Origin of the sequence: Kiloniella sp. (assembly GCF_965205715.1) — a bacterium.
Taxonomy (GTDB): domain Bacteria; phylum Pseudomonadota; class Alphaproteobacteria; order Kiloniellales; family Kiloniellaceae; genus Kiloniella.
Map to the genome: position 1 here is coordinate 381812 of NZ_CBDBHW010000013.1, position 22901 is coordinate 404712.

A 22901-nucleotide genomic window follows, 5' to 3' on the forward strand; every position below is an offset into this window, starting at 1 on the left:
ATGTGTGAACGAGAAACACGGAATTCGTGTTAGAGATAGACCGCACATCCCTTATCTTCGAGTGTTTGCAGCCACTTGGGCTGTTCGCGAAGGTGGCTCCAGCGCAGATCGAGCTTTTTCAAGTTTGGAAGTTCAGCAAGAGATTCAGGGAGTGAAGGAAAGTGGTTTGCTCTGAGATCGAGATGAATCAAGTTTTTGGCTTGGCCGAGAGATTCAGGAATCTCTTTGATTTGATTGTTGCGAAGATCGAGAACTTCCAGATTTTTTAGGTCACCAATATTTTCAGGAAGCTTCCGTAATTGATTCCCGTTGAGATAGAGTTCTCTTAAAGCTTTAAGTCCACAGAGTGAATCAGGAATTTCAGTAAAGCTGTTGTTATAGAGCCGAAGCTCACGCAGGGCATTTAAGCCAGATATTTTCTCAGGTATAGCGGTTAATTTGTTATCGGTGAGATTCAAGTATTTCAGGTTTTTGAGCTGCCAAAGTGAGTCAGGCAATTCTGCAATCAAAGTATTGCTGGCATAGAGAATCTCGAGCTTGCTTAATCGCCCGATAGAATCAGGCAGAGATAACAATGCTTGGTGACTGAGGTCGAGAATCTGAAGCTCTGACAACTTCCCAAGTGATTCAGGCAAAGACTTGAGCTCATTGCCATAGATATATAGCTCTTTCAGCGACTTCAATTGGGCGAGGCTATCGGGGCAGGCCTTGAATTTGTTGCGTCCGACAAAGAGTTTTTCCAGTTTATCGAACGATAAAAAGACATCTGGTAGAATCTCAAAGCCACACTTTTCAGCCGCAATATGAATTACGTCGCCATTTGACTCTCGGTAGCATACCGCACCATCAACCCGCTCAGTAATATGGGAAACCTCACAGATAGAGGTGACGGAGGTGAGCGTGCGAAGGGATTCTAGGGGATGCGCCATGGTATACCTGGGTTATTTCTGGGCTTAAGGATTCTTCCTGTTCTCCTGTGGTATTATTCATCTTTGCATGGCTATGGGAAGAATGAATCGAGTCTGATCATAAGATTTCAGTTAAAGAGTGGCTTGACGAATCCCATATACTAGATAATATATCTATTATATTGAATTTCTACTGAAACAGGATCCGGACAGGATAATGAGCAGATCGATCATCAAGCATCTCACGGGCGAACTCGCAACTCTGAAAGAAACTGGTCTCTACAAAGCCGAGCGGGTGATCGAATCTCCGCAAGCGTCAGAGATTAAGGTTCAATCAAGCGGAGAAGTCTTAAATTTTTGTGCCAACAACTATCTTGGTCTCTCAGACGATCCAGGTCTGGTTACTGCGGCACAAAAGGCTTTGGACGCTTATGGATTTGGTCTGTCTTCGGTAAGATTTATCTGTGGCACCCAGGATATCCATAAAGAGCTTGAAGCGCGCTTATCAAACTTCCTGGGCCAGGAAGACACCATCCTCTATTCTTCATGCTTTGATGCCAACGCAGGTTTGTTCGAAACCATCCTTGGCGCCGAAGACGCGGTTATCAGTGATGCTTTGAATCATGCCAGCATCATTGACGGTGTTCGCTTGTGCAAAGCCAAGCGCTATCGTTACGCCAACAGTGATATGGCAGAGCTGGAGCGCTGCCTGATCGAGGCACAAGATCAACGTTTCAGGTTGATCGTGACAGATGGCGTGTTCTCCATGGATGGATATATCGCCAACCTGCCTGCGATTTGCGATCTTGCTGATAAATATGACGCGCTGGTGATGGTCGATGACAGTCACTCCGTTGGTTTTATGGGGCCGAACGGTGCCGGAACCCCGGATTACTGGGGCCTGAGAGATCGGGTTGATATCATCACTGGAACCCTGGGTAAGGCTCTTGGTGGTGCGTCAGGGGGGTATACTTCTGCCAAAAAAGAGATCGTCGACTGGTTGCGCCAGCGGTCGCGCCCTTATCTTTTCTCCAATACATTGGCCCCTGTGATTACTGCAACGACTCTTTCGGTGCTTGATCTGGTAGAAAACGGTCAGGAGATGCGCGCGAAACTGGTTGAGAACAGTAACCATTTCCGCAAAGGCATGGCTGAGCTGGGCTTTGACCTCCTGCAGGGTGAGCACCCGATTATCCCGGTGATGATCGGTGACGCGGCGCTTGCGACCAAGTTGGCAGACGCACTGCTCAAGCGGGGCATTTATGTCATCGGGTTCTCTTTCCCGGTGGTACCAAAAGGTCAGGCGCGAATTCGCACGCAAATGTCGGCGGCGCACAGCATCGAACAAATCGACCGTGCCATAGTTGCTTTCGGCGAAGCCGGAAAAGAACTGGGAATAATATAGGTAGTTATTACGTTCAGGCGCCACTGAAAACTCTGTACCGCTTTCTTATTGAAAGCGTAGTTACGCTCAGGTGCCGCGCAGACTGGACCTCGTTGTAACTCGGGCGCGTGGTCACGCTTGCCAGATCCCTTTATAGGATCTGGTGGGAGTTAAGTCTTGAAAGTACAAGCGCGAACCAAATTGCTGGACGTAATTTGGCAAGCCCGAACGGGCGCCCGAGCTTATGCGAGGTAAGCCTCAGTGGCGTTTGAACGTGAGTGGAGTTCCCATTTATGGGGACGAGGCGACACAAACAAAATAATCGGCAAAGCCGATGGAGTTATTAAAATGAAAACCTTGGCAAAACTGAAGTCTGAACCCGGAATCTGGATGCGGGATGAAGCGAAACCGGAAATCGGCCCCAATGATGTTCTGATCAAGATTCGGAAGTCCTCGATCTGCGGCACGGATGTTCACATCTACAACTGGGATGACTGGGCCAAGGCAACCATTCCTGTCGGTATGACCGTGGGTCACGAATATGTTGGCACGATTGAGCAGGTTGGCAGCCAGGTCAGCCATCTGGAAATCGGCCAGCGGGTATCTGGCGAAGGCCATCTCACTTGCGGGCACTGTCGCAACTGCCGCGCGGGCCGCCGCCATCTCTGCCGTAATACAGAAGGTGTAGGTGTGAATCGCACCGGCTCCTTTGCCGAATATCTCTGCCTGCCAGCCACAAATGTTTTCATTCTGCCTGATGATATCTCTGATGATATCGCGGCGATCCTCGATCCCTTTGGTAATGCCGCCCACACAGCGCTGTCCTTTGACGTCGTTGGCGAAGATGTCCTCATCACTGGCGCTGGACCCATTGGCATAATGGCCGCGGCGATCTGTAAACATGTCGGCGCGCGCCACGTGGTCATCACGGATATCAACCCCTACCGTCTTGAGTTGGCAAAGAAGATGGGCATCACGCACGCCATCAATGTTACAGAAGCCTCTGTCGAAGACGTTATGCGTGACCTTGGTATGACCGAAGGTTTCGACGTTGGCCTGGAAATGTCCGGCAGTGAGCCCGCCTTTAACTCCATGCTCTCAGCCATGAACAACGGCGGTAAAATCGCCATGCTCGGTATTCCACCGGGGGACATGGGCATCGACTGGAATCAGGTAATCTTCAAAGGCCTGGTGATCAAAGGTATCTACGGCCGCGAAATGTTCGAGACCTGGTACAAAATGTCCGCCCTGATTCAAGGCGGCCTCGACCTCACCCCCGTGATCACCCACCACTTCGGCATCGACGACTTCCAAGAAGGTTTCGACATCATGCGCTCCGGTAACTCCGGCAAGGTGATTTTGGACTGGAGTGTATCGAAGTAAACTAGCTTGATGCTTGGGTTTGTTTGAAAGCATCCCAGGCATCAATCGCGTACCAATCCGTTTTAGTGAAAAGGTGGAGTTTTTTGCCTCTTCCTATCAGAGTTCCCTCAGTAAAAGATTCTCCATGGTCTAGCATTAAGATCACAGGAATTTTCAAGGTTAGTCTGTCACCCTCTTTAGTTACCAGGTAAGCCTTGCTGATTTCATCATTATATTGCCCATTAAAGAGCAGGTGGTTACCTGAAATAGCAAAAGCACTGCATCCTGCTAACTCAGTTGAAAAGAACTTGGTTTGAAAGCCTTCAGATATGGTGCAGAAGTCAAAATCAGTATAATAAAAAATGTGAGTTTCGTGAGATGTTACGTTCATTGCGTAACAATCTAAAATGAAATGTCCAGATTGATCAAAACGCCAAAGCAAATTGCCGTTAGAATCAAAACAGTTTAGACCAGAGCCACCTATTGATCTTGAATTACCTTTATCTTGGTTGAATAAATCATGGCCAGAATTCTTTAAAACCCCTTCATCAAAATATGACACCCAAATGTTATCTTTAGAATCAACCGCAACTTGTTCAATGCCATCCCCTACTGGGAACTGATATGATTTTTTAGTTAGGGGGTTGTATATAATTGCATTACTTACAAAGTTGTTCGGCTCATGATATTGACAACGACTATCAACTAGCAGAATTGATCCATCTGAGAAGATATCAAGAAAGGGGTAGTTAACTTTGAAAGGTGGGAGGTAAATTTCCTCAAATTTTTTCTTATTTTGCCTTAAGATCTTGTATTGGATATTTCTTTCCCCGAAAATCTTGAACTTAGGTTTCTTTTTGTACAGGAAAAGTGCATCCCCATTAATTGTTATGGAATGCGAGACAAACTCATAGCCCTTTTCAGCGCTTGGAATTGTACAGATATGTTCAAGTCGAATTTCTATCATCGTGAAATTAATGCAAATTTTTTAAGGGTGTAGCAATGTGTAAATGTAATTTACACTAACCGGAATTGCCTAGTTAGTGAGTATTTCTATAATTAAATTAATTCCCAAATTAACGTTACAAATTAAAAAATACCTGTTATTTGTTCCTATATGTCATAAATAATTCAGACTCAGGGCGAGCACATGGACAACCTTTCTGCGATGGGCATCTTTGTTAAGGTGGTAAACGAGGGCAGCTTTTCCGCGGCGGCGCGGGCTTCTGCGCTCACACCTTCGGCTGTAAGCAAGCAGGTTGGCCGTCTCGAAGATCGTCTTGGGGCCCGGCTGTTTAACCGCACCACGCGACATCTTTCCCTGACCGAGGTGGGCAAGGGGTTTTATGATCGCTGTTGCCAGATCCTGGTGGACGTGGAAGAGGCCGAGGATGCCGTGGCTAATCTTCATGCGGCGCCACGCGGAACTCTCAAGCTCAATGTACCCGTGGCTTTTGGTCGGCTTTGGATTACCGGGTTGATCCCCGAGTTTATGCAGCGCTATCCCGAGATTAAACTGGATCTCAATCTGCACGACCGCTTTGTTGATCTGCTCAGTGAAGGCTATGACCTTGCCGTGCGCATTGGCGATCTCGAAGATTCCAGTCTGATTGCACGCAAGCTCGCGGCCAATCGTCGGGTGGTCTGTGCATCGCCAAGATATCTGGAAAAACATGGCAGTCCAAAACAGCCGGCAGATCTGGAAAACCACGACTGTCTGATCTATGCCTCCCGCGCATTTCGCAACGATTGGCGCTTTGATGGCCCAGACGGTGAAGAAACCGTTCATGTGACAGGAGCGGTTGAGACCAATAACCCGGAAGTGATCATGGATCTCATCGGGAAGGATATGGGGATCGGCCTCTTGCCACTTTGGCTGGTCGGACCCGCGATCAAGTCGGGCAAGGTCACCGAAATTTTGCCGGACTACCACGTCCCCGACAGCGCGATCTATGCCATCTACCCTCCGGGTCGCCATCTCTCCCCAAAAGTAAGAGTCTTCGTTGACTTTATGGTTGAAAAATTCAACCTCCCAGAGAATAATTTCATCTAGGAGGCGATTGCCTCTTTTTCGTTTAAGTACTTTGCATCCAAGTTGATCTCTTCAATTTGGCAAGTCCGCCAAAAACCAAATGCGCACGCCCAAACTTATGCGAAGGCCACCTGCGCAGCGTGAGCGCAAAAGGGAGCTCAGTGGCGTTTGAACGATATCTCCAAATTGATCTTCTCAATTTGGCAAGTGTGACTACACGCCCGAGCTTATGCGAGGTAAGCCTCAGTGGCGCCTGAACGACAAATACGTAATAAAAGGACTCTCTCGATAATGGATACCCTGGGCGTACTATCGTCAATTGCCTTTGTAAATTTCATAGGGTGGATCACACCGGGGCCAAACATGTTTGCAATTATGAGTGCTTCCCTCAGCCGGGGGCGGCGGCAAGGTGTGTTGACGGGCCTAGGTATTTCTCTTGCGAGTTTTATCTGGGCAAGCATGGCTGTTCTCGGGGTAACGGCTCTGTTTGAGTTTTTCCCGAATGTGATCCTTGGCTTTCGGTTGTTTGGGGCGGGATATTTACTGTGGCTTGGTTTCAAATCGTTTCGAAGTGCAGCCAGTATGGGTAATGTGCATGTCTCACTTAACGCTTCTAACGATAGAGGCTTTCAGGCCTTTTGGTCCGGGTTTTTGATCTGTGCGTCAAACCCGAAAGCAGCCTTATTTTTTGGATCTGTCTTGACGGCATTTGTACCGGCTCATGCCTCGAGCGAATTGTTGGTTGAGATTTTGATGCTCTGTATTGCTTTCAGTGTTTGTGGCCATACCATAACGGCCACGGTTTTTTCTACGGACTTTATCACCCAGAAATTTATAGCTATGCGTCGTCAGATTACACAGGTCTTCGGTGCCCTATTTACATTGTTAGGTCTAGGCGTCGCCTATGACGCGCTAAGGCGGATTTAATTATGACTATAAACCTAGACGAAAACGCAGCCCTTCTTATCGTTGATGTGCAACAAGCCATTGATCAGCCTTTTTGGTCTGAACACGGCCCCCGAAATAATCCTGATGCAGAGAAAGTAATGGGGAGTGTGCTTGAGCATTGGCGCGAAAAGGCGCGGCCCATTTTTCATGTCAGGCATGATGGCCAAAGTGAAGGTGGTAATTATTATATCGGCGGTAAAACTCATGGCTTTAAAGCTGAAGTCACTCCCTTAGCAGGGGAGCAGGTGATTGGTAAGACCGTGAATTCCGCCTTTATCAGCACGGATCTCGAAGCGCGATTGAAAGATCAGGGTATTCACCAGCTCGTTGTTATGGGCGTGATTACCAACAACTCTGTGGAAGCCACGGTGCGCAATGCGGGCAATCTGGGTTTTGACACCTATCTGGTCGAAGACGCCTGTTTTACCTTTGCCTTCCCGGATTATGCGGGAACTCTTCGGTCTGCGCAGGTGGTACACGATATGTCACTGGCGAATATGGATGGCGAATATTGCCAGGTTATCAAGAGTACTGACATCTTATAAGAAGCAATTTATTAGGAGAGAAAATGGATAAATACCTGCTTACAAAAACTGAAATCGATGCCATGGAGGGCACCGACAAAGTGCACTTTCTCAATCCCAATGCGCAGCGCTCTAATAAATCTCTGGGCGACCTCACAGGTCTTAGGGGTTTTGGCTTTCATATTATTGAAGTTGAACCAGGGCGGGAATCAACTGAATGTCACGTGCATTATCAGGAAGACGAGTGTGTTTATATCCTAGAGGGCCGAGGCCTTGCTTTTATTGGTGGGGAAGAACATGAAGTCTCAGCAGGGGATTTCATCGGTTACCGCGCAGGTGGCAAGGCCCACAGCCTGACCAACACGGGGGATGAAACCCTAAAATGTATCGTCGTCGGCCAACGGCTGGATTTTGATATCGGTGACTATCCCAATCAAAACAAACGCATCTATCGCACAAAAGACCGCGCCTGGGATCTGGTTGATATCGATGATATCAAGGTCATCGGTGGTAATGTGGGTAAGAAATGATTGTATCTCCAGATCATTTCTTGATCTGGCAAGTGTGACGACACGCCCGAGCTAATGCGAGGTTCAGCCTGCGCGGCGTGAGCGCAAAAGGGCCTTAGCGACTTGAGCGATATCTCCAGATCATTTCTTGATCTGGCAAGTGTGACGACACGCCCGAGCTAATGCGAGGTTCAGCCTGCGCGGCGTGAGTGCAAAAGGGCCTTAACGGCTTGAGCGATATCTCCAGATCATCCCTTGATCTGGCAAGTGTGACCACACGCCCGAGCTTATGCGAGGTAAGCCTTAGCGGCTTGAGCGATACAAAGATAATAAATACCTACCTGCTAATCGTAACCCCAACCATTTTCAGGCCCGCAAATATCAACGCGCCGCCGGCAACCTTGTTCAGGCCGTTGACCAGCCAGGCCTTAATGCCTCCACGGGTCAGGCGCTCGCCCATATAGGCATAGGCACAATAAATCGGAATCTGGAGCGCATAGGTGGTGGCACCCATGATCAAAACCTGAGGTACGATGGGTTTGGAGACGTCAATAAACTGCGGCAGGATCGCTGTGAAAAACAGCATGGCTTTAGGGTTGGAAAGCATAATGAATAGCCCCTGAAAAAAGAACGCTGAGCGCTTTTTTTGGGGGGCACCGGGCTTTATGTCGATCAGGGCCGATCTGCTGAAAAGGGCCTTGCAGCCCAAATATAACAAATAGGCGACACCGATCCACTTTATGATCGAGAAAACCAGGGTTGAGGCGAGTATAAGCGACGCGACACCCGTTGCAGAGAGTGTGAAATAGATCATGCCGCCAACGGCAATGCCAAATATCCCAAAAATCGCTCGCCCTAAACCACTACTCGCGCCTTGAGAAACAACAAGAATGGCCGAAGGTCCCGGGGAGGAAATAATAACTGCAGTGGTTGCTGCAAACATGAGGAATAAATGGAGTTCCATGGTGTGATTCTCAACATCCAATAGTCAGGGTTCAATAAATCATTGCGCAATTGTTTCTGAAAACAGCTAACTAGAAAATGTATTCTCAAGGCAACTCATTTCTAGGAAATCTCTGTATCACGACATTTTATCCCGGTGTGCCTGGCCTCGTCAGATTACCGTCAGCCTCTCACTCTAAAACCGTTCCCAATATCTTTACAGAACTTTTATTGGGGTCACAAGAATGAAATTTTCCGTATATGTGGGGGCCGTTGCCATATTGGGTTTATCGGCTTGTAGTAACACAGGCGCTGATTACAGACCGATTGTGGATGGCGCTCAGGACACTGCTTATGAAACAGACCTTTCCGCCTGTGCCGAAGTGGCGGATCAACGGGGGTATCTGAACGGTGATGTGCAAAATGGTGCTTTGCTTGGTACAGGACTTGGGGCTGTCGTCGGTGGGCTGAGCGAGGGTCTTGGCGGCGCGTTAATTGGTGGTGTACTCGGCGCTGGAATTGGTGCTGGCAGTCAGGCCTGGGATACCCAGGATGAGCGAAAACAGATCGTCAAAAATTGCATGAAAGGCCGTGGGCATAACGTTGTCGGTTAACAGAGCTGATTAAAAGCCTGTATGTGTAGTTTGAGATTTAGACGCTTTTGGATGAGCGGTAAGTGCAGATATATCGTTTCCTTTTTTTAGATTCTATCCCCCTAGAAACTAAAGATGAAACAATTATTGATCTCCCGAATAGCCTCTTATCGTTCATCCATGAACGTCTAAAACTGATTTTATTTAATCTCAGAATCTTCTGAAGTTTTCTGATCGGCTGTGATGGCAGCAGTATAGAGCTGCTTACTGCTGACATTCATGCCGCCCAAGGGCATAAAGGTTGCTTTTTTCTCGAGATGCCGACGGCGCTGGTAAATACGAACCAGAGTAAAAACAACCAGCGTACAATTAACCCCAATGAGGAACATGAAAAATCCGTTGGGACCTGCGAGGGTCATAAATTGCGCTGCCACGACCGGGCCAATCGACGCGCCCACGCCATAGGCAATGAGCAATCCGGCAGAGACTTGTACCAATTTATCCCGGTCCGCCATGTCGTTTACCTGAGACGAAGATATGGCGTAGATCGTAAAGGAGAACCCGCCATAAAGGGCAATAGCCGCGATTAGGAAAATAATGTCCTGCCCTGTCGCCCAAATCACAACAAGGCCGAGGAGTGCGGTACTCCCTGCCGCAACTATCAAGACCGTGCGTCGATCAAAGCGATCAGAAATACGACCGATTGGAAACTGTAACAACATGCCGCCAAAAATGGCAGCAGCCATGAAGGTTGATACTTGGGCCAGACTCAAGCCAGCTTCTCGGGCAAAAACTGCGCCCATACCGTTAAGCGAAGAATTGGACATGCCAGCGCAGACAGTGCCGATAACGCCGACGGGGGAGGTCATAAAGAGCTTGGTAAACTTCATTCTTTGCGGGGTGATCGGCTTGGGAGCCGTGGCGCGGGTGAGCAATATCGGCACCAGTGCAAAAGAATAAACCATGGAGGCTATGACAAAGAGCTGAAACTGGGCGGGATCGCCAAGCAGCAACATAAACTGGCCTGACCCTGAGCCCACATAACTCGTGATCATATAGAGCGAAAGGATTTTGCCCCTGTTTTCGTTCACCGAACGTTCGTTGACCCAACTCTCCACCACCATGATCATGCCGGCCATACAAAAGCCAGTGGCGAGACGAAGCGCAAACCAGAAAATGGGATCGGCATAAAGAACGTGGGCCAGAACTGCGACTGACAGGATAGAGGCAAAGGCCGCAAAAGACCGTATGTGTCCCACAGCTGATATCACACGTACAGCCAGCAAAGCCCCGACCAACATACCAATAAATTGGCCGGTCATGATAAAACCTGTGGTTTCTGTCGAAAAACCCTCAATACGGCTACGCAGACCAAGCAAGGTATTGATCATCCCCTGGCCCAGCATCAGCATGGCAAAACTCAAAAGCAACGAGGAAATGGACTTAATTGTCTGCCACATGATTTATAGGTTCCGATGCCTTAGAATCTGGAGGAGTGTTCTTTGATCTAAATGCAGTCTGGTAGATTTCACCCGCGTGGATCAAGTGGTTATCTCATCACGGGTTATTTTTATTGAAATCCGTCCAGCATTAATGCGTGACGTGTTGGGCCCATTTTCCTGGCGTAACACCAAAGGCCTGTTTGAAATGACGGGTCAGGTGGCTTTGGTCGGAAAAACCAACAGCGAAGGCGACATCTGCTAAAGGTTGTTGTTGCTCTATCATGGCCCGGGCAAATTCAAGGCGACGCATCAACAAAAAACGATGCGGGCTGGTACCAAAACTCGCTCGAAAATGTCGGGAGAGGGCATAACGATTGAGGTTGGTTATGTCCTCTAACTCTTCGGACTTTACCGTTCTGAAAGCGTTTTCGTAGAGAAAGTCACGGGCAAGATAGGCTGCTTTCATACAGGTTTTATCCGAACGTTTGGCAAGGCCATCACTGTGTCGAACCAACGCTTGCGCAATACTGCTAAGGGCGTCATTGGCGGCGAGATCGTTTATTTCGTCATCCATCCGCCCAAGCATCTCTATCATGGCGCGTTGTAAGGCAGGATCTTCGATGATCGGGGCTTTAACAAAAGGCAACCCTTTGAACTTGTCATCCAAAGCCGCGCGAACGACAGAGGGTTCTAGATAAAGCATACGGTACAATAGTCCCTGATCTGTGCCTGACCCTCCGTCATGCAGTTCATCAGGATGTAAAACGATGATGCGCCCCGGCTGGCTGTATCGACGCTCTCCCCGGTATTTAAACGCCTGAATGCCCTGCATCGTAAGGCCAAGAGCATAGGTGTCATGCCTGTGGGGTTCAAAAAAATCACCGACAAAACTGGCTTCGATCCGGGACATACCCTGGACCGCAGGTGCGGAAGTTATTTTGGCTACATCACCCACACGAGACAAAGAAGTTGTGCACGAACGTTCAAGACGCGTGTCGTATTTTCCTTCTTTAATGTTGTCTTCTTCCATAGATAACAGCCCAGAAATTGAGACCCAATATGTTTGACACCAAAATAGCGATTGTTTTGCGCGATGATCTGATGCCTTGGCAGGCCTTGAATGTCACTGCTTTTTTAACCGGCGGTATAACGGCCCAAAATAGCGATATTATTGGTGCAGCCTATCAAGATCGAGCAGGAAATGCATACAATTCTTTAATCAGACAGCCCATTATTGTTCTTTCAGCAGCAAGCGAAACCCTGAAAAAAGTTCACGAACGTTCTTTGAGGCGAGGGGTAAAATCTTCGCTTTATATCGAAGAGATGTTTTCGACGGGGCATGATGATGCCAACCGGGCTGTCTTTGCAGAATATGCTCCGGAGGATGCCAGGGTTGTCGGTATTGGGCTTCACGCCGATAAAAAACTGGTGGATAAAATTGTTAAAGGGGCAAAGATGCATGGGTGAAGAGAATGGTTAGAGATTTTAAATCCCTGCTTAGGTAGGCGTTGCCTGGATCTGGGTGACTGGGGAGCTCTGTTTACAACGGGATGGGACCGGGTTGCCGATAAGACGGGTGCGGAAGGCAAGGCAATGAAGCAGATGATTAGTACCCAATGGATCTACCCGCCTTCAGAGACTTTGCCCCGAGAGAAAATATTCGCCTTCGTTGTCTTTGAGCAAGAAGATAAAGCCGCTTAACAACCGGTTTTTGTACAAAGAAAAAAGGCTGCCAAATCGGCAGCCTTTCTCTATTGGAACGGAGTTCGTTTCCTAGTGGCGGAAGTGACGCATTCCAGTAAATACCATGGCAAGACCGGCTTCATCAGCGGCGGCGATGACATCGTCATCGCGCATGGATCCACCCGGTTGAATAACGGCCGTCGCACCAGCATCAGCCGCCGCGAGCAAGCCGTCTGCAAACGGGAAGAAGGCATCTGAAGATACGACAGAACCGATTGTTCCAGCCTGTGCCTGACCGGCTGTTTCCGCAGCTTCTTTACTTTTCCATGCCGCGATCCTTGAAGAATCAACCCGGCTCATCTGGCCTGCGCCAATACCGACGATCGCGCCGTTTTTGGCATAAACGATGGCATTTGATTTCACATGCTTGCCAACGCGGAAAGCAAAGAGCATGTCTGCAATTTCTTGATCCGTTGGCGCTCGTTTGGTGACGATCTTGAGGTCTTCAGCAGTAATGCGTCCATTGTCACGGCCTTGAAGCAGGAAGCCGCCAGAGATGGTTTTCATCGCGATACCTGTATCAGCAGGGTTTGGCATTTCGCCAGTCACCAAGACACGCAGGTTTTTCTTCGCAGCAAAAATGGCCCGTGCTTCATCATCGATGGCAGGTGCAATGATCACTTCTGCAAACAGATCGGCAACCTGTGTGGCTGTTGCAGCGTCCATTGTGGTGTTGGTGGCAATGATGCCGCCAAAAGCACTGGTGGGGTCGCAAGCAAGGGCTGCTTTGTAAGCATCACTGAGGTTGTCGCCGGTGGCAACGCCGCAAGGATTAGCGTGTTTGATGATCGCGATGGTTGGAGCCTCAAACTCAGAGACCAGCTCAAAAGCAGCATCGGTGTCGTTCAGGTTGTTGTAGCTAAGCTCTTTCCCCTGAAGCTGCTCTGCCGTAACCACGCCCGGGCGGGCATCGATGGAGCTGTAAACAGCGGCGACTTGATGTGGGTTCTCGCCATAACGTAGAGATTGCTTGTGTCTACCGCCAAGCGTGGTTTCGCGGGGAAAGTCTACCCCACACTCACCTTGAAGCCAGTTGGAGATCATCGAATCATAGCGCGCGGTATGGCTATAAGCAGTTGCCGCCAATTTACGACGCAGGCCCTCTGACGTCGCGCCAGCGTTGGTTTTCATCTCTTCTTCAACAAGTTTGTAATCAGTGGGATCCGTAATGATGGTCACAAAGCCATGGTTCTTAGCCGCAGCCCGAACCATCCCAGGTCCACCAATGTCTATGTTCTCAACACACGTTTCATAATCCGCCCCAGAAGTAACTGTCGCTTCAAATGGATAGAGGTTAACAACAACAAGATCGATAGGAGAAATGTCATGCTCTTCCATCGCATCGGTGTGAGTTTTCAAATCCCGTCTGGCCAGAATGCCACCGTGGATCTTGGGGTGTAGCGTTTTGACCCGGCCATCCATAATCTCAGGAAAACCAGTGTGAGCGGAAACTTCTTTTACGGGAACACCGGCGTCGCTCAAGGCGCGAGCCGAGCCACCAGTGGAGAGGATTTCGATGCCTTGATCGGCGAGAAATTTGCCGAATTCAACAAGACCCGATTTATCGGAAACGGAAACGAGAGCACGACGGATGGCGTCAGACATAGCAGTTCCTTGCAGCTGTCTTCCACCCCGGTTGCCCGCCGGGGCGGGAAGTATGGACCGTTCTGATCCGTTCTTTCAGATCAGATAGGGCCCGAGTTGGCCGAAATTTTCTTAGGCGGGCCACTAATAGCCCGAAGAGAGATAGGATGCAACGAAGGGATTCAGCTATTTTATGCTTTGAATAATACAGAAAGGTATCAGTAGCTAAAACTTAAGAAGAGAGGCTGTTCAATTCGTGTTGCTGATCAACTTCTTGTATCAATTCAGACTTACCTTGATGCCCATTATATTCAGGAACTAGACGGCGAAGCTGTTGGATGACTTCATCTCTATTTCTTTCCTCAATCGATAGGCTAAGGCGATCAAGACTCTTCGATAATAATTCCAGGTCGGTAATCCTCGGTGCGGCGAGCTTCAAGCTGGTATGGTTGGTTGGCACCATAGGTTCGGTTTCATGGAAAAGTTCTTCGTATAGCTTTTCGCCTGGGCGCAAACCTGTGTATTCAATTTTGATATCTTTATCAGGTTCAAAGCCACCCAGCCGTATAACCTGACGTGCTAAATCAGCTATTTTTACCGGCGCGCCCATATCAAGAACGTAAATTTTACCAGCATCTTCGCTGGCCATTTCTGCGCCAAGTGTCATGGTTTGTAAAACCAGCTCAACAGCTTCTCGAATGGTCATAAAGTAGCGGGTAATATCAGGATGAGTGACGGTCAGGGGGCCGCCAGCTTTGAGTTGACGTTGGAAAAGGGGAACAACTGAACCGGTAGAGCCTAATACATTACCAAACCTTACAGTAACAAAGCGGGTATTGCCCTCGACTTTGCCATCAAGGTCCAAAGCCTGACAATAGCTTTCAGCAAGGCGTTTTGTGGCGCCCATTATATTTGGTGGATTGATGGCTTTGTCAGTTGAAATCAAAACCATGGTTCTAACCCCGGCCTTGCGGCAAGCATCAGCAGTATTCTTGGTGCCTATTGTATTGGTATGGACACCTTCAACCGGGTTTGCCTCCACCAAGGGAACGTGTTTTAGAGCCGCAGCATGAAACACAAGTTCTGGTTTGAAGCGCTCAAACACCTGATCCAGACGTGCACGGTCTCTTACATCACCGAGTATCGCATCACGCTTTAGTTCGAGATAGTTTTCGCTGATTTCTAGATCAATAGAGTAGAGGTTGAATTCGGAACTATCTAAGAGAATGAGGTGAGTTGGATCAAATGAAGCTATTTGCCGAGCAAGCTCTGAGCCTATGGAACCGCCGCAACCGGTAACCATTACCCTGCGGTTGGCGATTAGCTTCTTCATCGCAGGGCGATCTAGTTTTGCTTGTAGTCGTCCCAGCAGGTCTTCAATCGCGATAGGATTTACTTCTATGTCGCTACCTTCGCTGCTTTTGAACTCTGTTGGGTTAGGTAAACGCTCGATGCTAAGGCCATTTTTTTCAGCAACATCGTTGATCAACTGCATGCTTTCACGGTCGATAATCTTAGATATAATAATACGTTGAGGAGCTCTGTTTCCAATGGAGGTAATTTCTAGAGCATCTTCGAGTTTATTTAAGGGTCCCATCACCGGGACATCGTGAATGCGACGTCCGGCTTCTTCACCACTTGGATCCATAATGCCAACAACTTCATAGGCGCTAGAGGGATCTCTGGCGATGTGACGAAGAAATGCTTCCGCGATATCATCAAAACCAACAAGAAATACGGGTACGCGCAAATGGCTGTTTTTTTCCATCAAACGCCGAAGGCCTTGATCTTTCCAGATGCGGTAGACCATCCGTGGCCCCCCCAAAAGGAAGATCAGGACAAACCAGTTAATCATCAAAGAACTACGAGGAATATCTTCAAGCCTGTTCCAGAAAAAGAGTACAGGCAAGAACAGTAACATTATCAAGGTGGAGGCTTTGATGATGTTAAATAGATCGTTCATAGAGGCGTAGCGCCAGATGCCCTTGTAAAAATCCAGCATCCAAAAAGTAGCCGCACCAATCACGACGAACAGTCCCCAGGCGGGAAGAAGACTTCCTGTTGGGAGGAAAATCGTTTCATTAACATCCATGCGAAGAGCGAGTGAAATGGCAAAAGAGGCAGCAACCATGATCAGATCGTGCGAAAACGCGATCACTGATTTTGTGCTGGATTTAACCAAAAACCTCATTCGTGGACTTTCTTTATTCTCTTATCAACAGATGTCATCGGATATTTTGGCACAATAAGCGGTAAATCTAATATTTACCAGAAGCCATTTCCCGTGGTGAAGAAATGATTTTGTTGTCCCTAAGCTGTTTTTTTACGCGATAAATATCTCATTGTTAATGCGACAATAGAGCTCCCAATTACCAAGCTAACCCAAGGGTAATTTTGGCTAAAGAAGACTGTAATGCCAATGAGAAACAGGTTGCAGAGTAATATAATGAGAGCCACTTTTTTATGGCTGGCACCGTTTTGTACGGCTATTTGATAGCAATGCTCTTTATGAGCTTGCCAGATTTTTTCTTTTCGAAATCCACGTTTGGCTAATGTCCAAGTTGCATCGCACAGATAATATAAGGGGAGGATGAAGGCCGCCGCCCATAAGCCTTTAGCAATAAGCAAAAGGAAAAACCAGCCAAGGATGTAACCTAAGGGAACCGAGCCAACATCGCCCAGAAAAATTGCCGATGGCTCCCAATTCCAAACTAAAAACCCAAGCGTTGTAGCGAGTAAAATTAACGGGAGATAGTAATAGTCTTGAGGCCAGGAAAACAGTAGGGCTAAAGCGATTAAACCAATGGTAATCGATGTGGTTTCGACACCCGTAATTCCATCGATGCCATCCATGAAATTGTATAGGTTAATGAGCCATACCCAAGCTAGACCCAAAATCGTGTAATCGACAAACTGGGGTATGAATTCAGGAAATAGTTTGATAGGAAGCCCGCCTTGATCAAGGCCCCAAAACCCTAAAATTACCGCGGCAAGTTGAACAATTAATCTTATCTTTGCAGAGAGATTTCTAAGGTCATCTAGCCAAGAAATTGCCATAAGGGTTAAACTACCTGCTATGATCTCCCAAAATCCGGCTATTAAGTTGGGTGATGACAACCCATAACCAAGCCATCCTGTTAGCAGCACAGTCATTAAGGCAATGCCTCCCCCCCTCGGGGTTGGGATGGTATGACTGCTTCTTTCATTTGGATTATCTAATACACCTTTTCGAACTAAAACTTTGCGTAGTAGTGCGGTTGCGATGCAAGAAGCTAAAGCGAAAATAGCGACTATTGTTAATAAGTGCAGGTACTCGGTCATAGGTCCCATAAATTTGCTTGGTTGTTTTTAGCAGCCGCTTTTTTTGTCGCGACCCTTATCAGAGACCAGTTAACAGCTGTATCTTTGTTCGATGTAATGCCAGAAAGAACTATTTGTTGGCAACGACGGACTTCACCTGCTTTACCAAGATAAATACTGGGCTCGAGGGCTAGGTGAGCGTCAGCACAGGTAAACTGCCAACCTCCTCCTTTTTGGAGGCGAAGGAGTACGGCCTCTCCATCGTTAATAGAAGAGGCTTGAACGTCAGAGTGAAGATGGAATCGAACGGCAAATTCTTGACGTGAATTATCATGGTTGGTGTTGTTGCAGGTAAACAAATCGCAACCTTGAATGCCGGATCCTTTGGCAAGTGCAGTAAGTTTTCTGTGATGAATAAAGCCAAACTTTTCCGCATAGCCATCTTGGCTCATGTCCAAAGTGATTTCACCCTGATTTTCGTCGCGGCGGCAGGTAACGTTTTGCGGCCGTTTTGCAAGCCCACCATCAGGTGTGAGGTGGGCTGAGTTGGTTTCGGAGAGTGTTGCCGTTGAATGGGCTGCGGTCGCTCTTGGTATCCATTGCCATTGAGAGTGATGGCGTTGAACGCCGCAGTTGCTAATTAAACGCTCTCTGCCGACCGACATTTCAAAACTAAGGGTGCCAGCGTGTGCTGTGAGATCGTATCCAGGGGGAGGGGGAGCACCTGCATCGACAATTAATAGAATTCGGCCTGATTGTACGCGTTGAAATCCACTTTGAGGTGCAGACATAAGGGGTTGCTTTCGGCCTTCTGCCCTCTGCAAAACCATATCTATCTGCCAGCCATGGTCTTCGTTGGAATCATTAAAAAGGCTAAGTCCGCCGTCACCATGAAGAAAAAGTCTTAAGACTGGCGACATTGATTCGATAGCTGAAATGATCGAGCCCGGAACCTCTTTGCCACCTGCATGTAGGGTGGCACGGATATCAATTAAGTGCCGTAGAACTTCTAGATGGATATGTGGGCTACGTTGTATGTGTCCTCCATCAGGTAAAATCTGCAAGGAAAGCTCTCTTGCCAGATGCTTGAGCGCGCAGTTAAGCCAAACTTCACCTTCAGGAAGGCAGACACCTGCATATAACAAACCCTTGATCGCTCTTATTAAGCTTACCCCAGTTAACCCGGCAGGAAGGGAATGTGAGAGATAACGGGCTTGTTGGGCAAGGCTCTCATGCAAACTTTGCCGCATATCGATATCGGCAGAGTTGCCAATAAAATCATAATGACCAAGCCAGTTATAAAGCCGACAACCAGTTGTTGCTGGTTCCCAGGATAGGGCCCGCCATTGACGATTTTCTTCTATCCAACGCTTTACCATTTCACGGGCTGTTTTGCGAGCATTGTCGCCAGCTGCTGCACGGAGGGATCGGAGCCAACTGAAAGAATGGAACTCTTTAAGCCAGTCTGAAGTTGCACCCAATGGAGCCCAGAGGGGGGCGGGATTGGAAATCGTTTGGCCAGCCAGCTCTATTTGCCCGTTGAGAATACTACGCCCCTTTGTTGAATCCCCGAGCCACGGATCAGAGGGAATATAGATTAAGCTTGGGACGGAATTTCCCTGTAATATCCATCTGTAAAATGGGCTGGCATAGAGTGGGTATTTAAGTTTATAGCCCACTCTTTCGAGGGCAAGATGTGCCGGTAACCTTAGAAAAGCGGCCAAGCGTTCACTCAGACTGGTTTTCCCATTTAGCCAACGACCAACGGAATTATTCGTCTCTGATGTGTGCGTTTGGCTGCGCCCTTCCATGCGTTATTCGCTCTTACTGGCCCTTCAATTTTTTAATATTGGCTGCGTAATTTTCGGGCCCACCTTTAAATGTTGCAGTACCTGCAACAAGTAGATCAGCACCTGCAGATATTGCTTGGGGGGCGGTCTCAAAGTTAATGCCGCCATCGACCTGAAGGTCAATATCTTTACCAGTGGCATCAATCTTTTCGCGCAAGGCTGTAATTTTACCCAAGGCACCAGGAATAAATGACTGTCCGCCAAAGCCGGGGTTTACTGACATAACCAGTAACAGATCAAGGTCTTCAATGACATGATCAACAATATCAATAGGAGTCCCTGGATTTAGAGCTAATCCTGCTTTAACACCGAGGGATTTGATCAGCTGTATGGTTCTATGAAAATGGGGGCCAGCCTCTGGGTGGATGGTAATGATGTCGGCACCAGCGTCTACAAAGGCTTCGATGTAAAGATCTACAGGAGAGATCATAAGGTGGACATCAAAGGGCTTATCCGTAGATGGGCGAACAGCTTTGGTAATTGACGGGCCGAACGAAATATTTGGAACAAAATGGCCGTCCATTATATCTACGTGGATATAATCGGCTCCTGCTTGGTCTAGGCGCTGGATTTCTAAACCCAATTGCGAAAAATCGGCGGCGAGAATAGAGGGGGCGATACGAGTTTGCTTTTGCATTTATCCGGTTCGTTCTTGTCCAAGGGCGAAGAGCCCAATTACCAGTAGAAAATATAATAACTTTCGTACCAGTATAGACTCTTCTTCGCAAGGTTTTGCCAGATAAAGCTAGACGATAATGCCAGATGATAAAGTCAGGTTAAGAGAGAGTTATTCGTTTGCCATAATTTTCTCGTAAAGGGCTTTGTCTGTAGCACCTTCGGAGCCAATTACGAGAACCTTGGATTTCTCGTTAACCCCCAAAAGATCTTTCAATTTTGGATTAAGAGCTATTGAAATGACTGCTGCAAGGCCTGCAACGGCAGATTCTCCCCCTTCAATGAAGGGGTCATCTCCAATTGGGTTTGCCAAAAGCCGCATAGAAGGAGCAACGAGTTCATCGGTGATTTGGATGAAATCAGAAGCCTCTTCGCGTAAAATTTTCCAACCAATTGGAGAAGGTTCCCCGCAAGAAAGCCCAGCCATCATTGTTTCTTCGTTAATTTCGACCGTCGTCACCGTATCCTTGCGAGCACTTTCGAAAAGGCAAGCTGCGAGGTTAGGCTCAACGATTATGACTCGAGGAGTGTCCTGCCCCCAATGTTGGCGAAGAGCCGAACAAACAGAAGCCGCCAAGCCACCAACGCCTCCTTGGAGGAAGATATGGGTAGGTGGTGTTTTAAGCTGATCTGTAATCTCATTGGTCATCACACCATATCCAGCCATCACATCAAGTGGTGGATCTACATATCCTTCCCATGAAGTGTCGGAAACGACAAACCAGCCATTTTGATCGGCCTCTTTTCGGGCAAGGTGTACGGAAGCATCATAATCGCCATCTATCCGAATAACATTGGCTCCGAGCTGACGCATGGCTTCTGCGCGGCCTTCACTTACGCCTTTATGAATGTATATCTTACAAGTGGCGCCAAATCTCTGTGCTCCCCAGGCGAGGGATCGACCGTGATTACCATCAGTGGCCGATACCAGGGTAATTTCTTTGGCTTCTGATGCATAGCGACCATTTCTGATGTCAGCCAAGGTAACGGGGATGTCTAATTTTTTTGTTAGTTCGCGCTGGAGTACTTTTCCTGCAGCATAAGCTCCGCCAAGTGCTTTGAAAGAACCAAGACCAAACCGAGGTCCTTCATCTTTATAAAAGATATCACCAATACCAAGTTCAGCTGCCAGGGACTCTAGGGAATGAAGTGGCGTGGGCTTGTATCCTTCCCAAGCGGTTATTTCTGTTGTTGCTGCATTGAAAGCGTCACGGGTGATAATTTCTTCGCTGGCAGTTCCAATATGGCGCTGATAGGGGGTGTGAGATATGTCAGAAAATTGAAAAGTCTTGAGCATTTTTTATAATCCTATTTGGGAAGACGTTCGGATACTAGGGATGCCCAATAAGACGCACCAGTTGTCAGTATCTCATCATTGAAATCATAATCAGAGGCGTGTAACGGTTTGCCATTTTCTCCTTCGGTACCGTTGCCGATCAGTATGAAACAACCTGGTTTTGCATTGGAAAGGTGGGCAAAATCCTCTGAAAATGACATTGGAGTTCTATTGCCATCTACTTGACTTGAAAGACTTTGTGCAACCCTGATCGAGGCTTCCGTCTGCTCGGGTGAATTAATGGTTTCTATGAATTCAGTTTCGAATGTAAAGCTGATATCTATATCATGAGAGAGTGAGATGCCCTTGATGATACGTTGCATCAAGGATTGTATCTGATCCCGTGATTCCGGTGTTCGAGCTCTTACATCTCCTTTTAGGAGTGCCGAACCCGGAAGGACATTACGTTTTCCATCGGTTATGAACTCAGTTACTGAAACTACGCAGCCACTGCCAGGCTCCAATTTACGCGCAACAATATTTTGAAGAGCTTGGACTATTTCTGATCCCACCAGAATGGCATCCACTCCCTTTTGCGGCATTGCCGAATGGCCACCTCGGGCCTGGATATCAATTTCAAAAAGGCTTTCACTAGAGCATATTGTACCGATACGGGTGGAGAAGCTGCCTTTGGCTGCCCCTGGAAGGTTATGCATTCCGTAGACTTCATCAACCGGGAATTTCGTAAACAGATCATCTTTAAGCATTGCTTCGGCGCCGAGGCCATTTTCTTCGTTCGGCTGAAAGATGAAAACGACAGTGCCATCAAAATTTCGGTTATCTGCAAGGAATTTGGCGGCTCCGAGCAGCATGGCTGTATGTCCGTCATGCCCACATGCATGCATCACGCCATTTGATTGTGACACATAATTGTGGGTACTCGTTTCAGATATTGGCAATGCATCCATGTCAGCTCTTAATCCGATAGCTCTATTGCCACCTCCGTTCTTAAGGATGCCAATGACACCAGTGCCACCAATCTTTTCAAAAACCTCGAGGCCATAAGAACGAAGTTCGGAAGCGACCCTTTCGGCAGTTTTTATTTCATCAAACCCAAGCTCAGGGTTGCGATGAAGATCGTGGCGGATCTTTCTCATCATGTCATTGAGAGGATCAAAAGTTTCGGGAGTGATACAAGCCATGGTCAAAACCTCTATTTCATATGATCACAGGATATCATAAGTATTGTCCGAAAATAATTGAAGATGGTAAGATTGTGGATAAAAATTATTCTAATTTGGTCATTTTGTTCTGAAGGAGGTTGATATGGATTCATTTGACTACAAAATTTTGGCGCAGGTACAGACTGATAGCCGAATGACAGCTGAACGTATAAGTGAAGGAGTTGGTCTATCACCTGCGGCGGTTCAAAAGAGGTTGAAGAGGCTTAGAGATAGCGGCGTTATTCGCTCTGAAGTAGCCTTGCTCGACCCACGAAAGCTTGGGCACCCGATGACGGTGATTACGGAAGTGAGTCTGGAACGTGAAAATTTAAATGTCCTCGATGCCTTTAAGCGAAGGATGCGCCAGGCAGAAGAGGTGCAGCAATGTTATTATACAACCGGTGAAGCAGATTTTATCATTATACTACTGGTAAGGGATATTCAGCATTATGAGCAGTTCACGAGAGAGTATTTTTTTGGGAATTCTGAAATAAGTAAATTCAAAACTAATATTGTAATGGATCAAGTAAAAGTTGGTTTAAAAATTCCTATTCATGATTAAATACTTTATTTACTAAAATAATTTATTCTCATGTATTGTTATTA

The 22901-nt window shown here is 47.6% G+C and carries 21 protein-coding genes; 9 read left to right on the top strand and 12 right to left on the bottom strand.

Annotated elements, in window-relative coordinates:
- Positions 1-29 precede the first annotated feature (29 nt).
- Positions 30-929: a leucine-rich repeat domain-containing protein gene (locus ACOGW3_RS13030; protein WP_419903367.1), complete on the bottom strand. Its 900-nt coding sequence runs from the start codon at positions 927-929 to the stop codon at positions 30-32.
- Between the two features lie 196 nt (positions 930-1125).
- Here ACOGW3_RS13030 and ACOGW3_RS13035 point away from each other — a divergent pair, with 196 nt between their 5' ends.
- Positions 1126-2313 carry a glycine C-acetyltransferase gene (locus tag ACOGW3_RS13035; protein WP_419903368.1) on the top strand — a complete coding sequence of 396 codons (1188 nt, stop codon included), beginning with the start codon at positions 1126-1128 and terminating at the stop codon, positions 2311-2313.
- Between the two features lie 327 nt (positions 2314-2640).
- The gene (gene tdh / locus ACOGW3_RS13040) at positions 2641-3675 is read left to right on the top strand and encodes an L-threonine 3-dehydrogenase (protein ID WP_419903369.1); all 1035 of its coding nucleotides are present in this window, start codon (positions 2641-2643) and stop codon (positions 3673-3675) included.
- A 1-nt stretch (position 3676) separates the two neighbouring features.
- Here tdh and ACOGW3_RS13045 read toward each other — a convergent pair whose 3' ends face one another.
- Positions 3677-4621 carry a hypothetical protein gene (locus tag ACOGW3_RS13045; protein ID WP_419903370.1) on the bottom strand — a complete coding sequence of 315 codons (945 nt, stop codon included), beginning with the start codon at positions 4619-4621 and terminating at the stop codon, positions 3677-3679.
- 183 nt (positions 4622-4804) lie between these two features.
- Here ACOGW3_RS13045 and ACOGW3_RS13050 point away from each other — a divergent pair, with 183 nt between their 5' ends.
- From ACOGW3_RS13050 to ACOGW3_RS13065, 4 genes are all read left to right on the top strand, one after another.
- Positions 4805-5707, top strand: coding sequence for a LysR substrate-binding domain-containing protein (locus ACOGW3_RS13050; RefSeq protein ID WP_419903371.1), 903 nt, complete (start codon positions 4805-4807; stop codon positions 5705-5707).
- 270 nt (positions 5708-5977) lie between these two features.
- On the top strand, positions 5978-6613 hold the full coding sequence (locus tag ACOGW3_RS13055) for a LysE family translocator (RefSeq protein WP_419903372.1): 636 nt from the start codon (positions 5978-5980) through the stop codon (positions 6611-6613).
- Positions 6614-6615: 2 nt separating this feature from the next.
- Positions 6616-7179, top strand: a complete 564-nt coding sequence (locus ACOGW3_RS13060) for a cysteine hydrolase family protein (protein ID WP_419903373.1) — start codon at positions 6616-6618, stop codon at positions 7177-7179.
- Between the two features lie 23 nt (positions 7180-7202).
- Complete coding sequence (locus ACOGW3_RS13065; RefSeq protein ID WP_419903374.1) at positions 7203-7688, top strand: cupin domain-containing protein; 486 nt, start codon at positions 7203-7205, stop codon at positions 7686-7688.
- Between the two features lie 316 nt (positions 7689-8004).
- Here ACOGW3_RS13065 and ACOGW3_RS13070 read toward each other — a convergent pair whose 3' ends face one another.
- The gene (locus ACOGW3_RS13070) at positions 8005-8631 is read right to left on the bottom strand and encodes a LysE family translocator (protein ID WP_419903375.1); all 627 of its coding nucleotides are present in this window, start codon (positions 8629-8631) and stop codon (positions 8005-8007) included.
- Positions 8632-8854: 223 nt separating this feature from the next.
- Here ACOGW3_RS13070 and ACOGW3_RS13075 point away from each other — a divergent pair, with 223 nt between their 5' ends.
- Positions 8855-9223 (top strand): hypothetical protein, encoded by a 369-nt coding sequence (locus ACOGW3_RS13075; protein WP_419903376.1) that lies wholly within the window; start codon positions 8855-8857, stop codon positions 9221-9223.
- Positions 9224-9402: 179 nt separating this feature from the next.
- Here ACOGW3_RS13075 and ACOGW3_RS13080 read toward each other — a convergent pair whose 3' ends face one another.
- Positions 9403-10662, bottom strand: a complete 1260-nt coding sequence (locus ACOGW3_RS13080) for an MFS transporter (RefSeq protein ID WP_419903377.1) — start codon at positions 10660-10662, stop codon at positions 9403-9405.
- 130 nt (positions 10663-10792) lie between these two features.
- Positions 10793-11674 (bottom strand): AraC family transcriptional regulator, encoded by an 882-nt coding sequence (locus ACOGW3_RS13085; RefSeq protein WP_419903378.1) that lies wholly within the window; start codon positions 11672-11674, stop codon positions 10793-10795.
- Positions 11675-11703: 29 nt separating this feature from the next.
- On the opposite strand from ACOGW3_RS13085, the gene ACOGW3_RS13090 reads away from it, so the two are divergent.
- Positions 11704-12111 carry a DUF2000 family protein gene (locus tag ACOGW3_RS13090; RefSeq protein ID WP_419903379.1) on the top strand — a complete coding sequence of 136 codons (408 nt, stop codon included), beginning with the start codon at positions 11704-11706 and terminating at the stop codon, positions 12109-12111.
- A gap of 306 nt (positions 12112-12417) precedes the next feature.
- Here ACOGW3_RS13090 and purH read toward each other — a convergent pair whose 3' ends face one another.
- The 7 genes from purH to ACOGW3_RS13125 form a co-directional block, all read right to left on the bottom strand.
- Entirely contained in the window at positions 12418-13992 is a 1575-nt protein-coding gene (gene purH, locus ACOGW3_RS13095) for a bifunctional phosphoribosylaminoimidazolecarboxamide formyltransferase/IMP cyclohydrolase (RefSeq protein ID WP_419903380.1), read from the bottom strand.
- A gap of 211 nt (positions 13993-14203) precedes the next feature.
- Entirely contained in the window at positions 14204-16129 is a 1926-nt protein-coding gene (locus tag ACOGW3_RS13100; protein ID WP_419903381.1) for a polysaccharide biosynthesis protein, read from the bottom strand.
- Between the two features lie 152 nt (positions 16130-16281).
- Entirely contained in the window at positions 16282-17292 is a 1011-nt protein-coding gene (locus tag ACOGW3_RS13105; protein ID WP_419903382.1) for an MraY family glycosyltransferase, read from the bottom strand.
- Positions 17289-19082 carry a heparinase II/III family protein gene (locus ACOGW3_RS13110; protein ID WP_419903383.1) on the bottom strand — a complete coding sequence of 598 codons (1794 nt, stop codon included), beginning with the start codon at positions 19080-19082 and terminating at the stop codon, positions 17289-17291. The genes ACOGW3_RS13105 and ACOGW3_RS13110 overlap by 4 nt, the downstream gene beginning before the upstream one ends.
- A 13-nt stretch (positions 19083-19095) precedes the next feature.
- Positions 19096-19758 (bottom strand): ribulose-phosphate 3-epimerase, encoded by a 663-nt coding sequence (rpe, locus tag ACOGW3_RS13115; RefSeq protein WP_419903384.1) that lies wholly within the window; start codon positions 19756-19758, stop codon positions 19096-19098.
- Positions 19759-19908: 150 nt separating this feature from the next.
- Entirely contained in the window at positions 19909-21093 is a 1185-nt protein-coding gene (locus ACOGW3_RS13120) for a diaminopropionate ammonia-lyase (protein WP_419903385.1), read from the bottom strand.
- Between the two features lie 11 nt (positions 21094-21104).
- Complete coding sequence (locus tag ACOGW3_RS13125; protein WP_419903386.1) at positions 21105-22274, bottom strand: M20 aminoacylase family protein; 1170 nt, start codon at positions 22272-22274, stop codon at positions 21105-21107.
- Between the two features lie 124 nt (positions 22275-22398).
- Between ACOGW3_RS13125 and ACOGW3_RS13130 the strand changes: the two genes are divergently transcribed.
- Positions 22399-22857, top strand: coding sequence for an Lrp/AsnC family transcriptional regulator (locus ACOGW3_RS13130; protein ID WP_419903387.1), 459 nt, complete (start codon positions 22399-22401; stop codon positions 22855-22857).
- Positions 22858-22901 lie beyond the last annotated feature (44 nt).

Bases quoted from the DNA above. Each gene is read 5' to 3' on its own strand.
- ACOGW3_RS13030 (WP_419903367.1), bottom strand. From the start codon at position 929: ATGGCGCATCCCCTAGAATCCCTTCGCACGCTCACCTCCGTCACCTCT.
- ACOGW3_RS13035 (WP_419903368.1), top strand. From the start codon at position 1,126: ATGAGCAGATCGATCATCAAGCATCTCACGGGCGAACTCGCAACTCTG.
- tdh (WP_419903369.1), top strand. From the start codon at position 2,641: ATGAAAACCTTGGCAAAACTGAAGTCTGAACCCGGAATCTGGATGCGG.
- ACOGW3_RS13045 (WP_419903370.1), bottom strand. From the start codon at position 4,621: ATGATAGAAATTCGACTTGAACATATCTGTACAATTCCAAGCGCTGAA.
- ACOGW3_RS13050 (WP_419903371.1), top strand. From the start codon at position 4,805: ATGGACAACCTTTCTGCGATGGGCATCTTTGTTAAGGTGGTAAACGAG.
- ACOGW3_RS13055 (WP_419903372.1), top strand. From the start codon at position 5,978: ATGGATACCCTGGGCGTACTATCGTCAATTGCCTTTGTAAATTTCATA.
- ACOGW3_RS13060 (WP_419903373.1), top strand. From the start codon at position 6,616: ATGACTATAAACCTAGACGAAAACGCAGCCCTTCTTATCGTTGATGTG.
- ACOGW3_RS13065 (WP_419903374.1), top strand. From the start codon at position 7,203: ATGGATAAATACCTGCTTACAAAAACTGAAATCGATGCCATGGAGGGC.
- ACOGW3_RS13070 (WP_419903375.1), bottom strand. From the start codon at position 8,631: ATGGAACTCCATTTATTCCTCATGTTTGCAGCAACCACTGCAGTTATT.
- ACOGW3_RS13075 (WP_419903376.1), top strand. From the start codon at position 8,855: ATGAAATTTTCCGTATATGTGGGGGCCGTTGCCATATTGGGTTTATCG.
- ACOGW3_RS13080 (WP_419903377.1), bottom strand. From the start codon at position 10,662: ATGTGGCAGACAATTAAGTCCATTTCCTCGTTGCTTTTGAGTTTTGCC.
- ACOGW3_RS13085 (WP_419903378.1), bottom strand. From the start codon at position 11,674: ATGGAAGAAGACAACATTAAAGAAGGAAAATACGACACGCGTCTTGAA.
- ACOGW3_RS13090 (WP_419903379.1), top strand. From the start codon at position 11,704: ATGTTTGACACCAAAATAGCGATTGTTTTGCGCGATGATCTGATGCCT.
- purH (WP_419903380.1), bottom strand. From the start codon at position 13,992: ATGTCTGACGCCATCCGTCGTGCTCTCGTTTCCGTTTCCGATAAATCG.
- ACOGW3_RS13105 (WP_419903382.1), bottom strand. From the start codon at position 17,292: ATGACCGAGTACCTGCACTTATTAACAATAGTCGCTATTTTCGCTTTA.
- ACOGW3_RS13110 (WP_419903383.1), bottom strand. From the start codon at position 19,082: ATGGAAGGGCGCAGCCAAACGCACACATCAGAGACGAATAATTCCGTT.
- rpe (WP_419903384.1), bottom strand. From the start codon at position 19,758: ATGCAAAAGCAAACTCGTATCGCCCCCTCTATTCTCGCCGCCGATTTT.
- ACOGW3_RS13120 (WP_419903385.1), bottom strand. From the start codon at position 21,093: ATGCTCAAGACTTTTCAATTTTCTGACATATCTCACACCCCCTATCAG.
- ACOGW3_RS13125 (WP_419903386.1), bottom strand. From the start codon at position 22,274: ATGGCTTGTATCACTCCCGAAACTTTTGATCCTCTCAATGACATGATG.
- ACOGW3_RS13130 (WP_419903387.1), top strand. From the start codon at position 22,399: ATGGATTCATTTGACTACAAAATTTTGGCGCAGGTACAGACTGATAGC.